Consider the following 12,777-nt stretch of genomic DNA (forward strand, 5'->3'; position numbering starts at 1 on the left):
TCTGGCTGGACAGGAAAGCTGTCACAGCCAGATTGTTAGCAGGCTAAGAGATTTTAATCTTCGATGAGTTCGCGCAGCTCACGCATCATTTCAGGGCGGTCTGCCAGGTTCAGTTCCACAAGACGGTGCAGGTGAGTGGCCGAGTTGATATCGATCTTGAGGCAAATGAAGCCAAGCTTGGTCGCTTCTTCGTGGCGCAGCTCGATCAGCATTTCCAGCGCGACATCGGGCGCGAGATGGATGATGGCTTCGAAATCCTGGGAGAGGTCGGGTTCCCAGGGTTTTGGGCGCTCTATGAGCAACCCCTTGAGCGACAGGTCGAGAAGCTTCGCTGGCCAGCGGCGTTCACCCTGGCGCAATTCGGTGGGGGCATCGAAGGCGATGCGTTGGAAACGGCGGCGTTCGTCGTGATCGCTCATGGGAAAGGCCCTCGGGGGTTCAACCTGACTATAGTTAATTGTGGCGCTTTATCAGGTACCGCAATCTGGCCGCAGAGGCTCTAGACCAAAGCAAGTGTGGCAATGCGCATTGACTCGCCCTAGACTCGATGGGCGGTCTTTTCCAATCCACCAGCTGGAAGTAAACCATGAACAACAATAATAGCCTGCTACGCCACATTCCGTGGCTGGCGCTGGCAGTCATAGGGGCCTGCGCGCTGGGTGTGGTTGCCCTGCGTCGCGGTGAAGCGATCAATGCCTTGTGGATCGTGGTCGCGGCAGTGGCCATCTACCTGGTCGCCTACCGTTACTACAGCCTGTTCATCGCCACCAAGGTGATGCAGCTCGACCCCCGCCGGGCCACGCCCGCGGTACTCAACAACGATGGCCTGGACTACGTCCCGACCAACAAGCACATTCTCTTCGGCCATCACTTCGCCGCCATTGCCGGCGCCGGCCCGCTCGTGGGCCCGGTGCTCGCGGCGCAGATGGGCTACCTGCCCGGCACGCTGTGGCTGATCGCCGGCGTGGTGCTGGCTGGCGCGGTGCAGGACTTCATGGTCCTGTTCCTGTCCACCCGCCGCAACGGTCGCTCGCTGGGCGACATGGTCCGTGAGGAGATGGGCCGCATCCCCGGCACCATCGCCCTGTTCGGCTGCTTCCTGATCATGATCATCATCCTCGCGGTGCTGGCGCTGATCGTGGTCAAGGCCCTGGCCGAGAGCCCATGGGGCATGTTCACGGTGATGGCGACCATCCCGATCGCGATGTTCATGGGCATCTACATGCGCTACATCCGCCCGGGCCGCATCGGCGAGATCTCGGTGGTCGGTGTGGTCCTGCTGCTGCTGTCGATCTGGCTGGGGGGCCAGATTGCTGCGGATCCGGTGTGGGGCCCGGCGTTCACCTTCACTGGCGTGCAGATCACCTGGATGCTCGTGGGTTACGGTTTCGTCGCCGCCGTGCTGCCAGTATGGCTGGTCCTGGCGCCGCGCGACTACCTGTCGACCTTCCTCAAGATCGGCACTATCGTCGGCCTGGCCATCGGCATCCTGGTCATTGCGCCCGAGCTGAAAATGCCCGCGCTGACGCAGTTCACCGACGGTACCGGCCCGGTGTGGAAGGGCACCCTGTTCCCGTTCCTGTTCATCACCATCGCCTGCGGCGCGGTGTCCGGCTTCCATGCGCTGATTTCCTCGGGCACCACGCCCAAGCTGCTGGACAACGAAGCCAATGCCCGTTACATCGGCTACGGCGGCATGCTCATGGAGTCGTTCGTCGCGATCATGGCCATGGTCGCCGCCTCGGTGATCGAACCGGGCGTGTACTTCGCCATGAACAGCCCGGCCGCTGTGGTCGGTGCCGACGTCGCTTCTGTAGCGCAAACGGTCAGCAGTTGGGGCTTCATGATCACCCCCGAGCAGCTCGAGGCCACCGCCCGTGATATCGGCGAGCACACCATTCTGGCCCGTGCCGGTGGTGCACCGACGCTGGCGGTGGGTATCGCGCAGATCCTGCACCAGGTATTGCCGGGCGAGAACACCATGGCGTTCTGGTACCACTTCGCGATTCTGTTCGAGGCGCTGTTCATCCTCACCGCAGTGGACGCCGGTACCCGTGCCGGTCGCTTCATGCTGCAGGATCTGCTGGGCAGCTTCGTGCCGGCCCTGAAGCGCACCGAGTCGTGGACCGCCAACCTGATTGGCACCGCCGGTTGCGTGGCGCTGTGGGGCTACCTGCTGTACCAGGGCGTGATCGACCCGCTGGGCGGTATCAACACCCTGTGGCCGCTGTTCGGCATCTCCAACCAGATGCTCGCCGGTATCGCCCTGATGCTGGGTACCGTGGTGCTGATCAAGATGAAGCGCCAGCGCTACGTCTGGGTCACCCTGCTGCCAGCGGTCTGGTTGCTGATCTGTACCACCACCGCAGGCCTGATCAAGCTGTTCGACCCGAACCCGGCCGTAGGCTTCCTGGCCCTGGCCAAGAAGTACAGCACCGCGCTGGACGCTGGCCAGGTACTGGCCCCGGCCAAGGATATCGGGCAGATGCAGCACGTGATCTTCAACGCCTACACCAACGCCGGCCTGACCGTGCTGTTCCTGGTGGTGGTGTTCAGCGTGCTGTTCTTCGCCGTCAAGGTCGGCCTGGCCGCCCTGGGCCGCAAGGAGCGCACCGACAAGGAAACCCCGTTCCAGGCCCTGCCTGACGCTTGAGAGGATCGCCGTGATGTTCAACGACCTGGGTCGACTGGGTAAGTACCTGGGGCAGGCAGCCCGCCTGATGGTCGGCATGCCCGACTATGACAACTATGTCGAGCACATGCAGAAGAAGCACCCGGACAAGCCGGTGATGAGCTACGAAGCGTTCTTCCGCGAACGCCAGGAAGCGCGCTATGGTGGCAAGTCCGGGCCCAAGTGCTGTTGAACCCGCGACATGCGTGATTCAGTGGGAGCCCGGGCAACCGGGCTCCCACTGTCATTTTCAGCTCCAAGGAGATTTCTGCGTGCAAACGCCCATTCCCGTTACCGTGCTGACCGGCTTCCTTGGCGCCGGCAAGACCACCTTGCTCAAGCACATGCTCAAGGCCGAGCACGGCCTGAAGATCGCCGTGATCGAGAACGAGTTCAGCGAGGCCGGCATCGACAGCCAGCTGCTTGGCGACGAACCCGTGCAAGTGATGACCCTGGCCAACGGTTGCGTATGCTGCAGCATCCATGGCGACCTGACCCGCGCACTGTACTTGCTGCTCGAGCGCCTCGACGCCGGCGAGATCGCCTTCGATCGCCTGGTGATCGAATGCACCGGCCTGGCTGATCCGGCACCGGTGGCGCAGACCTTCTTCATCGAAGAGGACCTGCGTGATCGCTACCTCCTCGACGGCATCGTCACCCTGGTCGACGCGGCCCACGCCGAACTGCACCTGACCCAGGCCATCGCCCAGGCCCAGGTGGGCTTTGCCGACCGGCTGCTGCTGAGCAAGACCGACCTGGTCGAGCCGCAGGCGGTCGATGCCCTGCGCGAGCGCCTGGCGCGCATCAATGGCCGGGCGGCGATCCGCGTGGTCGAGCATGGCCGTATCGACCTGGCGGAGCTGCTCGATGTGCGCGGCTTCAACCTCAACCCGGACCTGGGTATCAGCCTCAAGCCGGCATTGCGCCCTGTGCTCAAGCCGACCACCCCGGATCGCATATCGACATTGGTATTGCGCACCGAGACGCCATTGGACATCGACCGCCTCAGCGACTTCATGAACGAATTGCTGGAGGCGCATGGCAAGCAGCTGCTGCGCTACAAGGGCGTGCTGAACATTGCTGGCGAGGACCGCCGCTTGGTGTTCCAGGGGGTGCTCAAGCTCTATGGCTTTGATTGGGACGCCGAGTGGAAGGATGGCGAAGCGCGGGAAAGCGTGATGGTGTTCATTGCCGATGAGCTGCCGGAGGAGAAGATCCGGGCGGGGTTTGAGGCGTTAAGCCACAGATGAGTGGGATGTAGCTGACTGGTTGATGCCGCCGGATGGCGGCATTTTTTTGCCTCGCCCAACTCATCGGGGCATTAAGTGGCCCCTCTTGAAAGAGGTACCTTTTTTGGTACACTTGATGGCGGCACATCCACAAGTCAGCGTTGTTTTCTTTCGCAGTGAACGTGGCAACGAGCCGGTGCGGGAGTGGTTGAAAGCACTCCCGCGTGATCAGCGTCAGCTGATCGGGGCCGAGATCAAGACCGTGCAAATCGGCTGGCCACTCGGTATGCCTCTGGTTCGAAAGATGGAGAGCGGGCTCTGGGAAATTCGAGTCGATCTGGGAGATACCGGGGGGCGAGTGATGTTCACAATCACCGATGGGATCATGGTATTGCTCCATGGGTTCATCAAGAAAAGTCAAAAGACGCCCTCGGTCGACCGTGCGTTGGCCAAGCAACGCAGGGCCAGCCTGAGGAGGCAAGCGATATGAATCCGCACATCGGCTCGGATTTTGATGATTTTCTCGCCGAGGAAGACCTCCTTGAGGAAGTCACGGCCGCAGCGCTCAAACGGGTGATCGCCTGGCAGCTGATAGAGGCGATGAAGCAGCAGAAGGTCAGCAAGAAGGCGCTTGCAGAGCGCATGCACACCAGTCGTACGGCAGTCGACCGGGCGCTTGACCAGACGGACGCAGGCATGACGCTGGCTACACTGGCCAGTGCGGCGAGGGCTCTGGGGCAGCGCGTTGAAATACGCCTCGTACCGGATGTAGCGCCAGCCCGATGAGGTGCAACCATGAAAAAGCCCGGCACATGGCCGGGCTTTTTCACATCAGGCGTCTGCCAATCAGTTGCCGTACACCGGCAGCTTCTTGCAGATGGCCTTGACCTTCTCACGCACGGCGTCGATCACCGCTTCGTTGTTCAGGTCGGCCAGGATGTCGCAGATCCAGCCGGCCAGCTCGCGGCACTCGGCCTCTTTGAAGCCACGGGTGGTGACGGCCGGGGTGCCGAAACGCAGGCCCGAGGTGACGAACGGCGAACGCGGGTCGTTCGGGACCGAGTTCTTGTTGACGGTGATGAAAGCCTTGCCCAGGGCAGCGTCGGCGTCCTTACCGGAGATTTCCTGCTTGATCAGCGACAGCAGGAACAGGTGGTTCTGGGTGCCGCCGGAAACGACGTCGAAACCTCGCTCGATGAACACTTCGGCCATGGCCTGGGCGTTTTTCACGACTTGCTGCTGGTAAGCCTTGAACTCAGGCTGCAGGGCTTCCTTGAAGCAGATCGCCTTGGCGGCGATGACGTGCTCCAGCGGGCCACCCTGGGCGCCCGGGAAGACGGCGGAGTTCAGCTTCTTCTCGATGTCGGCGTTGGCGCGAGCCAGGATCAGGCCACCACGTGGACCGCGCAGGGTCTTGTGGGTGGTGGTGGTGACCACGTCGGCGAACGGAACCGGGTTCGGGTACACGCCTGCGGCAACCAGGCCGGCTACGTGGGCCATGTCGACGAACAGGTAGGCACCGACCTTGTCGGCGATTTCGCGGAAGCGTGGGAAGTCCAGGACCTGCGAGTAGGCGGAGAAGCCGGCGACGATCATCTTCGGCTTGTGCTCAACAGCCAGACGCTCGACTTCGTCGTAGTCGATCAGGCCGTTGGCGTCGATGCCGTATTGGATGGCGTTGTACAGCTTGCCCGAGGAGGAAACGCTGGCGCCGTGGGTCAGGTGACCGCCGTGGGCCAGGCTCATGCCCAGGATGGTGTCACCGGCGGACAGCAGCGCCAGGTAGACAGCGGCGTTGGCTTGGGAGCCGGCGTGCGGCTGGACGTTGGCGTAGTCGGCGCCGAACAGCTCCTTGGCGCGGTCGATGGCCAGTTGCTCGACCACGTCGACGTACTCGCAACCACCGTAGTAGCGCTTGCCTGGGTAGCCTTCGGCGTACTTGTTGGTCAGAACCGAACCCTGGGCCTCCATGACCGCCGGGCTGGTGTAGTTTTCCGAAGCGATCAGCTCGATATGCTCTTCCTGGCGCAGGGCTTCTTGCTGCATGGCTTCGAAGAGCTCGGCGTCGTACTTGGCAATGGTCAAATCACGGCTGAACATGGCGGTCCTCAAGGATCGGGCTGAATTGGGGGGGCATTCTAACCGATTGATTCGCCGCTGGCATATGAAGTGGCATCAAGTCGCGGACCAATGGGCTTCATGTTGCAGGCCGCGCCGTGTCTGGGCTTGAGTTGACTTTTGGGTCCGCTTTTTTCAGTTCGGCGCTGTACCGCTGTAGGAGCGGCCTTGAGCCGCGAAAGGGCTGCGTAGCAGCCCCAGTTCTAGTGTTGACGCAAATATCGCCGGGACCGCTTTGCGGTCCTTTCGCGGCTCAAGGCCGCTCCTGCAGGGATCGTGTGATAGTGGGCGGTCACTGGAACATGAACAGCGTTTCGTTGCTGAACTGCGCCTCGAACTGGTTGGCCGGCATCGGCCGGCCGAACAGGTAGCCCTGCACTTCGTCGCAACCGTGCTCGCGCAGGAACTCCAGCTGTTCGTGAGTCTCCACACCCTCGGCGATCACCGCCAGGTTCAGGCTGTGGGCCATGGCGATGATCGCCCGGGCGATCTGTGCGTCCTGCTCGCCCTCGGGCAGGCCGTCGACGAAGGTGCGGTCGATCTTCAGCACGTCGATGGGGAACTGCTTGAGGTAGTTGAGCGACGAGTAGCCGGTACCAAAGTCGTCGACCGCGATGCTCAGGCCGAGGTTTTTCAGGCTGTCGAGGATCTGCATGGCTTCATTGACCTCGCGCATCAGGATGCTTTCGGTCAGCTCCAGCTCCAGGCACGCCGGAGGCAGGCCGGTTTCCTCCAGGATGGTGGCGATCCGCGTGCCCAGTTGGCCGTCGGAGAATTGCCGAGCCGAGATGTTCACCGACACCTTCGGTACCCGCACCTTGTCCTTGTGCCAGGCCTTGAGCTGGCGGCAGGCTTCGTGCAGCACCCAGTCGCCCACATCCACGACCAGGCCCAGCTCCTCGATCACCGGGATGAAGTCGCCAGGCGGCACCAGGCCGCGGGTCGGGTGGCGCCAGCGCAGCAGGGCTTCGGCGCCGGTCAGGCGCTTGCCGTCGCCGCTGAACTGCGGCTGGTAGTAGAGGATGAACTCGTTCTGCTCCAGGGCATGGCGCAGGTCGCTCTCCAGCTCCAGGCGCTCCAGGGCGCTGGCGTTCATGTCGGCCTGGTAGAACTGGAAGTTGTTCTTGCCGCGTTCCTTGGCGTGGTACATGGCGGTGTCGGCGTTCTTCATCAGCTGGCTCAGCTCGCTGCCGTCCTGCGGGCTCAGGGCGATGCCGATGCTGGCGGTGACGAAGAACTCGCGGTTCTCCAGCACGAACGGGGTCACCAGGCTTTCGAGGATGTGCTCGGCCACATGGATGGCACGGTTGAGCGCCAGCTCGCGAGTGGCCTTCGGTTGCAGCAGCAGGGTGAACTCGTCACCGCCCATGCGTGCCACGGTGTCGTCGTTGTCGACACAGGCCAGCAAGCGCTCGGCCATGTCCTTGAGCATGCGATCGCCCGCGGCGTGGCCAAGGGAGTCGTTGATCGGCTTGAAACGGTCGAGGTCGAGGAACATCAGCACCACCCAGGCCTTCTGCCGCTCGGCCTGCTGCAGGGCGGTGTACAGGCGGTCCTGGAACAGCGTGCGGTTGGGCAGGTGGGTCAGGGCGTCGTAGTAGGCCAGGCGGTGGATGCGTTGCTCGCTGGCCTTGCGTTCGCTGATGTCGGTGAAGAAACACACGTAGCTGGCCAGGTCGCCTTCATCGTCGAGCACCGCGGTGATGCCCACCCACGCCGGATAGTGCTCGCCGTTGCGCCGTTTGAGGAACACCTCGCCCTCCCAGCTGCCGCGCTGGTTGAGCTGCTTGAGCACATAGCCCAGGTGCGCGTCCTGCTGGTGCTCGACGGTGAGCATGCCCGGCAGTTGGTCGAGCACTTCGGCGACGGCGTAGCCGCTGACCCGGCTGAACGCTTCGTTGGCCTGGACGATGTAGCCGGCCGGGTCGGTGATCAGGATGGCCGAGGTCGAGTGCTCGAATACCGTGGCCGCCATGCGCAGGTCTTTCTCGGCCCGGCGTTGCTGGCTGATGTCGCGGCCCACGCCCAGCACGCCCTCGAAGCGTTCGTGCTCATCCCACACCAGTACCAGGCGCAGTTCGATGGGGATCTTGCGGCCATCGGCGCGCAGGCAGTCGAACAGGAACAGTTGCGTGGGCAGGGTGGTGCGCAACTGGGCCAGTTGTTCGGCGTCACCCTGTGCCTTGCTGACCCGTTCGATCAGGTCATAGGCGCCGGAGAGCTGGGCGGGGTTGGCGATGATCGACTGCCAGCCGTTGGCGAAGATCCAGTCGGCCTGGTAGCCCAGCACCGCCAGCACCGACGGGCTGACGTAGTTGAGCCGCAGCTGGTTGTCGGTGGAGAAGATCACGTCGCTGATGCTTTCGGCGAGCATGCGGTAGCGCTGCTCGCTGTCGCGCAGCGATTCGCTGGCCTCGATCTGCACCGTGACGTCCTTGCCCACGCCGATGATGCGGGTGACCTGGCCGTCGCTGTCGCGGGTCAGCACCTGCTCGCGGATGTCGTAGCAGCGCCAGCCGCCATCACGGTGGCGGAAGCGCAACTGGCAATGCAGCGACTGGCCGTAGCTGGTGTCCAGCTGTTGCTGGCGCAGGGCGCGGTAGTGGGCGGCGTCCTCGGGGTGCAGCAGCAACTCCCAGAAGCGCTCGCCCATCTGTGCCAGTTCGGCGCGGTCGTAGCCCAGGGTCTGGCCGAGGTGGCGGTTGCTGAAGATCATCCGCTGGCTTTGCACATCTTGTACGTACAGCTGGTCGGGCACGGTGCGTACCACGTCCGACCAGAAACCCTCGCGCTCGAGCAGGGACAGCTCCACCTGCTTGCGGCTGGTGATATCGCTGATGCTCAAGATCACTGCCTGGAAGTCGCGACGTTGTTGGGGCATGCGCACCATCAGCCACAGGTGCAGCTCGCCGCCCAGTGGTGCGGGGAGGCGGACTTCCAGCTCAAGCTGTTCACGTGCCTCGATCAGCGCGTCGATCAGTTGCATGCCGACACTGTCACGGCCATCGCCACTGCCTTCGATCAGGCGCTGCCAGGCGCCCTGGTGGCAATCGACGTTGAGCAACTGGCGGGCAACCTGGTTGATCTCGGTGATCTTCAGCTCCGCCAGCAGCGAGCGTCGCAGGTTGGCGTCCAGGGCCAGGCTGTGGCGCAGGGCCGCGTGATTGCGCAGGTGGTAGCGGTCAAGCTGGCCGGGCAGGCTGGACAGGTCGAGCACGCACAGGGCCACGCCCGTGCCTTCGAAGATCTCCTGGTAGCGGCGCCGGTCTTCCTGCAGGGCGCGCTGGCGGCGGCGCATGTTGATCAGGGCGAGCACCGGCAGCAGGGCGCAGAACAGCACCAGCACACACTTGCCGATCAATGCCGGGAGCAGCTTGTCGCGGGCCAGGCCCGCGTCGAACAGGCCGCGCAGCTGCCAGGTACTGTTGTCGATGAAGGCCAGCATCACACTCTGCAACGGCTCGTTGCTGGCCGGTTGCGTGCCGTGGCGTTCGATGACTTCGCCGTTGCGACTGTTTTCCAGCAGCCACGATGGGTGGCCCGAGGCGTCCAGGTGCTGGGTCAGCTCCTTGTAATAGGCAGGGCTCAGCCGCAGCAGCCAGTAGCCGCGATCCTGCTCGGCGCTTTGGCGCAACAACAGGTAGACCAATTGGTTGTCGGGCGCGTTGCTGTAGAAATAGACGCGCCCCTGGTTCAGTTGCAGGATCTCGTCAATCATCTGGCGGTCGGGGCTGCCGTCCAGGGTGTCGCTGCGCACCTGCCCGGCGCTGTCCAGCCAGGCCATGTGGCGCAGCGCAGGGAGGCGCGCGTGCAGCGTCGCGAACAGGCTGGGCAGGGCGGCGGGCGCCGGAGGTTTGACGTAGGGCTGGACCAGATTCAGCGCCTGCTGGGCCTTGAGCGCCATGTTCAGGCCCAGGTGGTCGGCGAGTTCGGCGCTGGTTGCCAGGCTCTGCTGGCGCAGGTCGGCCTGGGTGTGACGGAACTGGGTGAACAGTTGCCACAGCAGCAACCCCAGCAAAACCAGCGCCAGCAGGGCCAGTGCCCCCTTGAGCGAGCCACGCAGGTGTGTGCCGGCCGATGAATTGGCAGGGCGCAGGGGTGACGAGTGCGTGAGATTGGTCAAGCGTTGGGTCCTGCGATTTGGCTGACGATGGCAGGGGCTGTTTCCACGGTGCATGCATGGCGCGTGCCGCGCGCGTCGGGCGCACTATAAGCCGCACAAGTGAAGCCGCCTAGCATGCCTTCAAATATGGCAAAGTGCCAGTCCGTATGTCTCCTGTCGAGCTGCAACCGGTCACGCCGGTTCGGCAAGACCCTAAGACCTGTGCGAGAATGCCGCCCGCTTCAATAGTCAACGCATCGGAGAAGTACGGTTTTGGTTACCCACTATTCCACCAATGGCCTCGATTCCGCCTGTGGGCGTAGCAGTGAGACGCTGGTCAGCACTGCCGTGGCCGAGGACGTGTCCTGCAAGACCTGCCAGCGCTCGCTGGCCAAGCCGGAGGCTGCCGCCTCGAAGAGCAAGACGCCATCGCTGGCCGAACTGCGCAAGACCGCCAAGGCGGCTGCGCAACCGGCTGAAGTCGTGGCCAAACCGGCGGCCAAGGTGACCAGCGCACCAGCCGCCAAGCCGGCCAAGGCCGTCGAGAAGGCTGCCCGCAGCGGCGGCTTCAGCGTCAAGGCCGCCTGGGCCGCGCGCCTGGCCGAGCAGTCGGACCGTTGCCGCCTGCCGCGTGGCAAGGTCAAACAGTCCCACGTCTGAGTTGGCCTCGGCGAGGACTTCGTCCTCGATCGCGACACAAGGCCGCTCCCACAGTCGTACATCGACCGTGTGGGAGCGGCCTTGTGTTGCGAGAGGGCCGCAACGCGGCCCCATCCTGCCATCTGCCCATCTGTGCAACGCCGTCACTTGGCGTAGAATGGCCCACTTTGTTCAATGACACCCCGTAAACACATCCCCCTGGTCACGTGGCCGGGGCGATCGTCGATGTCTTTACCTATCTGATAGAGGGCTTGGTTTTGGCTCAATACGTCTACACCATGCATCGGCTGAGCAAGGTCGTGCCGCCGAAGCGGGAAATTCTCAAGAACATTTCCCTGTCGTTCTTCCCGGGCGCCAAGATCGGCGTGCTGGGCCTGAACGGCGCGGGTAAATCGACCCTGCTGCGAATCATGGCGGGCGTCGACAAGGAATTCGACGGCGAAGCCCGTCCGATGCCCGACATCAACGTCGGCTACCTGCCCCAGGAGCCGCAGCTGGATCCGAGCAAGACCGTGCGTGAAGTGGTCGAGGAAGCGGTCAGCGTGATCAAGGACGCCCAGGCCCGCCTGGACGAGGTCTACGCCGCCTACGCCGAGCCTGATGCCGACTTCGACAAGCTGGCCGCCGAGCAGGCCAAGCTCGAGGCTATCCTGCAAGCCGCCGACGGCCACAACCTGGAGCGCCAGCTGGACGTCGCCGCCGACGCCCTGCGCCTGCCGGCCTGGGACGCGAAGATCGAGCACCTGTCCGGTGGCGAGAAGCGCCGCGTGGCCCTGTGCCGCCTGTTGCTGTCGGCCCCCGACATGCTGCTGCTGGACGAACCGACCAACCACCTGGACGCCGACTCGGTGGCCTGGCTGGAGCGCTTCCTCCACGACTTCCCGGGCACCGTGGTGGCGATCACCCACGACCGTTACTTCCTCGACAACGTGGCCGGCTGGATCCTCGAACTGGACCGCGGCGCGGGCATCCCGTACGAAGGCAACTACTCGGGTTGGCTGGAAGCCAAGTCGGAGCGTCTGGCGCAGGAATCCAAGCAGCAAAGCGCCCACGAGAAAGCCATGAAGGAAGAACTGGAGTGGGTGCGCAAAGGCGCCAAGGCCCGCCAGTCCAAGTCCAAGGCTCGTCTGCAGCGCTTCGAAGAGATGCAGTCGCAGGAATTCCAGAAGCGCAGCGAGACCAACGAGATCTACATCCCGGCCGGCCCACGCCTGGGCGACAAGGTCATCGAGTTCAAGAACGTCTCCAAAGGCTATGGCGACCGCGTGCTGATCGACAACCTGTCGTTCGCCATGCCCAAAGGTGCCATCGTCGGTGTGATCGGTGGTAACGGTGCCGGTAAGTCGACCCTGTTCCGCATGCTGATGGGCAAGGAACAGCCGGATTCGGGCAGCATCGAGATCGGCGAGACCGTGCAACTGGCCTGTGTCGACCAGAGCCGCGAGGACCTGGACGGCAGCAAGACCGTGTTCCAGCAGATCTCCGACGGTTCCGACCAGATCCGCATTGGCAACTACGAGATCCCGTCGCGCACCTACGTCGGCCGCTTCAACTTCAAGGGCGGCGACCAGCAGAAGTTCGTCAAGGACCTCTCCGGTGGTGAGCGTGGCCGTCTGCACCTGGCCCTGACGCTGAAAGAGGGCGGCAACGTCCTGCTGCTCGACGAACCATCCAACGACCTCGACGTCGAAACCCTGCGTTCGCTGGAGGAAGCCCTGCTGGACTTCCCGGGCGCCGCCATCGTGATCTCCCACGACCGTTGGTTCCTGGACCGCGTGGCGACCCACATCCTGGCGTACGAAGACGATTCGAATGTGGTGTTCTTCGAAGGCAACTACACCGAGTACGAAGCCGATCGCAAGAAGCGCCTGGGCGACGCCGCTGCCCAGCCGCACCGTGTGCGTCACAAGAAACTGGCCCAGTAAGCCGGTTTTCGCTGCGCAAAAATGGGGCCCTTCGGGGCCCCATTTTTGTGCCTGGTTTTCGGCCTGTTCGCC

At 63.6% G+C, this 12,777-nt stretch carries 10 protein-coding genes; 7 read left to right on the forward strand and 3 right to left on the reverse strand.

The genetic code is table 11. The features are described from left to right. Window positions 1-53 precede the first annotated feature (53 nt). Complete coding sequence (locus NGM28_RS16420) at window positions 54-419, reverse strand: PilZ domain-containing protein (protein WP_252090782.1); 366 nt, start codon at window positions 417-419, stop codon at window positions 54-56. A gap of 167 nt (window positions 420-586) precedes the next feature. Here NGM28_RS16420 and NGM28_RS16425 point away from each other — a divergent pair, with 167 nt between their 5' ends. The 5 genes from NGM28_RS16425 (at window position 587) to NGM28_RS16445 (ending at window position 4,686) form a co-directional block, all read left to right on the forward strand. Then, a complete protein-coding gene (locus NGM28_RS16425; RefSeq protein ID WP_213659532.1) occupies window positions 587-2,653 on the forward strand; it encodes a carbon starvation CstA family protein in 2,067 nt (688 codons plus the stop codon). A gap of 13 nt (window positions 2,654-2,666) precedes the next feature. Continuing rightward, on the forward strand, window positions 2,667-2,864 hold the full coding sequence (locus NGM28_RS16430) for a YbdD/YjiX family protein (protein ID WP_050706909.1): 198 nt from the start codon (window positions 2,667-2,669) through the stop codon (window positions 2,862-2,864). Window positions 2,865-2,943: 79 nt separating this feature from the next. Then, on the forward strand, window positions 2,944-3,921 hold the full coding sequence (yjiA, locus tag NGM28_RS16435; protein ID WP_252090783.1) for a GTPase: 978 nt from the start codon (window positions 2,944-2,946) through the stop codon (window positions 3,919-3,921). Window positions 3,922-4,036: 115 nt separating this feature from the next. Further along, the gene (locus NGM28_RS16440) at window positions 4,037-4,390 is read left to right on the forward strand and encodes a type II toxin-antitoxin system RelE/ParE family toxin (protein WP_252090839.1); all 354 of its coding nucleotides are present in this window, start codon (window positions 4,037-4,039) and stop codon (window positions 4,388-4,390) included. After that, window positions 4,387-4,686, forward strand: coding sequence for a helix-turn-helix domain-containing protein (locus NGM28_RS16445; RefSeq protein WP_240064607.1), 300 nt, complete (start codon window positions 4,387-4,389; stop codon window positions 4,684-4,686). The genes NGM28_RS16440 and NGM28_RS16445 overlap by 4 nt, the downstream gene beginning before the upstream one ends. Before the next feature lie 60 nt (window positions 4,687-4,746). Here NGM28_RS16445 and glyA read toward each other — a convergent pair whose 3' ends face one another. Together glyA and NGM28_RS16455 are read right to left on the reverse strand one after the other, a co-directional pair. After that, window positions 4,747-6,000, reverse strand: coding sequence for a serine hydroxymethyltransferase (glyA, locus tag NGM28_RS16450; protein WP_240064606.1), 1,254 nt, complete (start codon window positions 5,998-6,000; stop codon window positions 4,747-4,749). 310 nt (window positions 6,001-6,310) lie between these two features. Continuing rightward, on the reverse strand, window positions 6,311-10,141 hold the full coding sequence (locus tag NGM28_RS16455; RefSeq protein WP_252090784.1) for a sensor domain-containing protein: 3,831 nt from the start codon (window positions 10,139-10,141) through the stop codon (window positions 6,311-6,313). 252 nt (window positions 10,142-10,393) lie between these two features. Between NGM28_RS16455 and NGM28_RS16460 the strand changes: the two genes are divergently transcribed. Next, complete coding sequence (locus NGM28_RS16460; protein ID WP_240064604.1) at window positions 10,394-10,780, forward strand: hypothetical protein; 387 nt, start codon at window positions 10,394-10,396, stop codon at window positions 10,778-10,780. A gap of 257 nt (window positions 10,781-11,037) precedes the next feature. Further along, window positions 11,038-12,705, forward strand: a complete 1,668-nt coding sequence (ettA, locus tag NGM28_RS16465; RefSeq protein WP_240064603.1) for an energy-dependent translational throttle protein EttA — start codon at window positions 11,038-11,040, stop codon at window positions 12,703-12,705. Window positions 12,706-12,777: the final 72 nt, after the last annotated feature.

The sequence above is a fragment of the Pseudomonas sp. MWU13-3659 genome, assembly GCF_023757525.1.
Lineage (GTDB): Bacteria > Pseudomonadota > Gammaproteobacteria > Pseudomonadales > Pseudomonadaceae > Aquipseudomonas > Aquipseudomonas entomophila_E.

What these genes read in the sequence shown, in the direction of transcription:
- NGM28_RS16420 (WP_252090782.1), bottom strand. Translation starts at nt 419, where the DNA reads ATGAGCGATCACGACGAACGCCGCCGTTTCCAACGCATCGCCTTCGAT.
- NGM28_RS16425 (WP_213659532.1), top strand. Translation starts at nt 587, where the DNA reads ATGAACAACAATAATAGCCTGCTACGCCACATTCCGTGGCTGGCGCTG.
- NGM28_RS16430 (WP_050706909.1), top strand. Translation starts at nt 2,667, where the DNA reads ATGTTCAACGACCTGGGTCGACTGGGTAAGTACCTGGGGCAGGCAGCC.
- NGM28_RS16445 (WP_240064607.1), top strand. Translation starts at nt 4,387, where the DNA reads ATGAATCCGCACATCGGCTCGGATTTTGATGATTTTCTCGCCGAGGAA.
- NGM28_RS16440 (WP_252090839.1), top strand. Translation starts at nt 4,037, where the DNA reads ATGGCGGCACATCCACAAGTCAGCGTTGTTTTCTTTCGCAGTGAACGT.
- glyA (WP_240064606.1), bottom strand. Translation starts at nt 6,000, where the DNA reads ATGTTCAGCCGTGATTTGACCATTGCCAAGTACGACGCCGAGCTCTTC.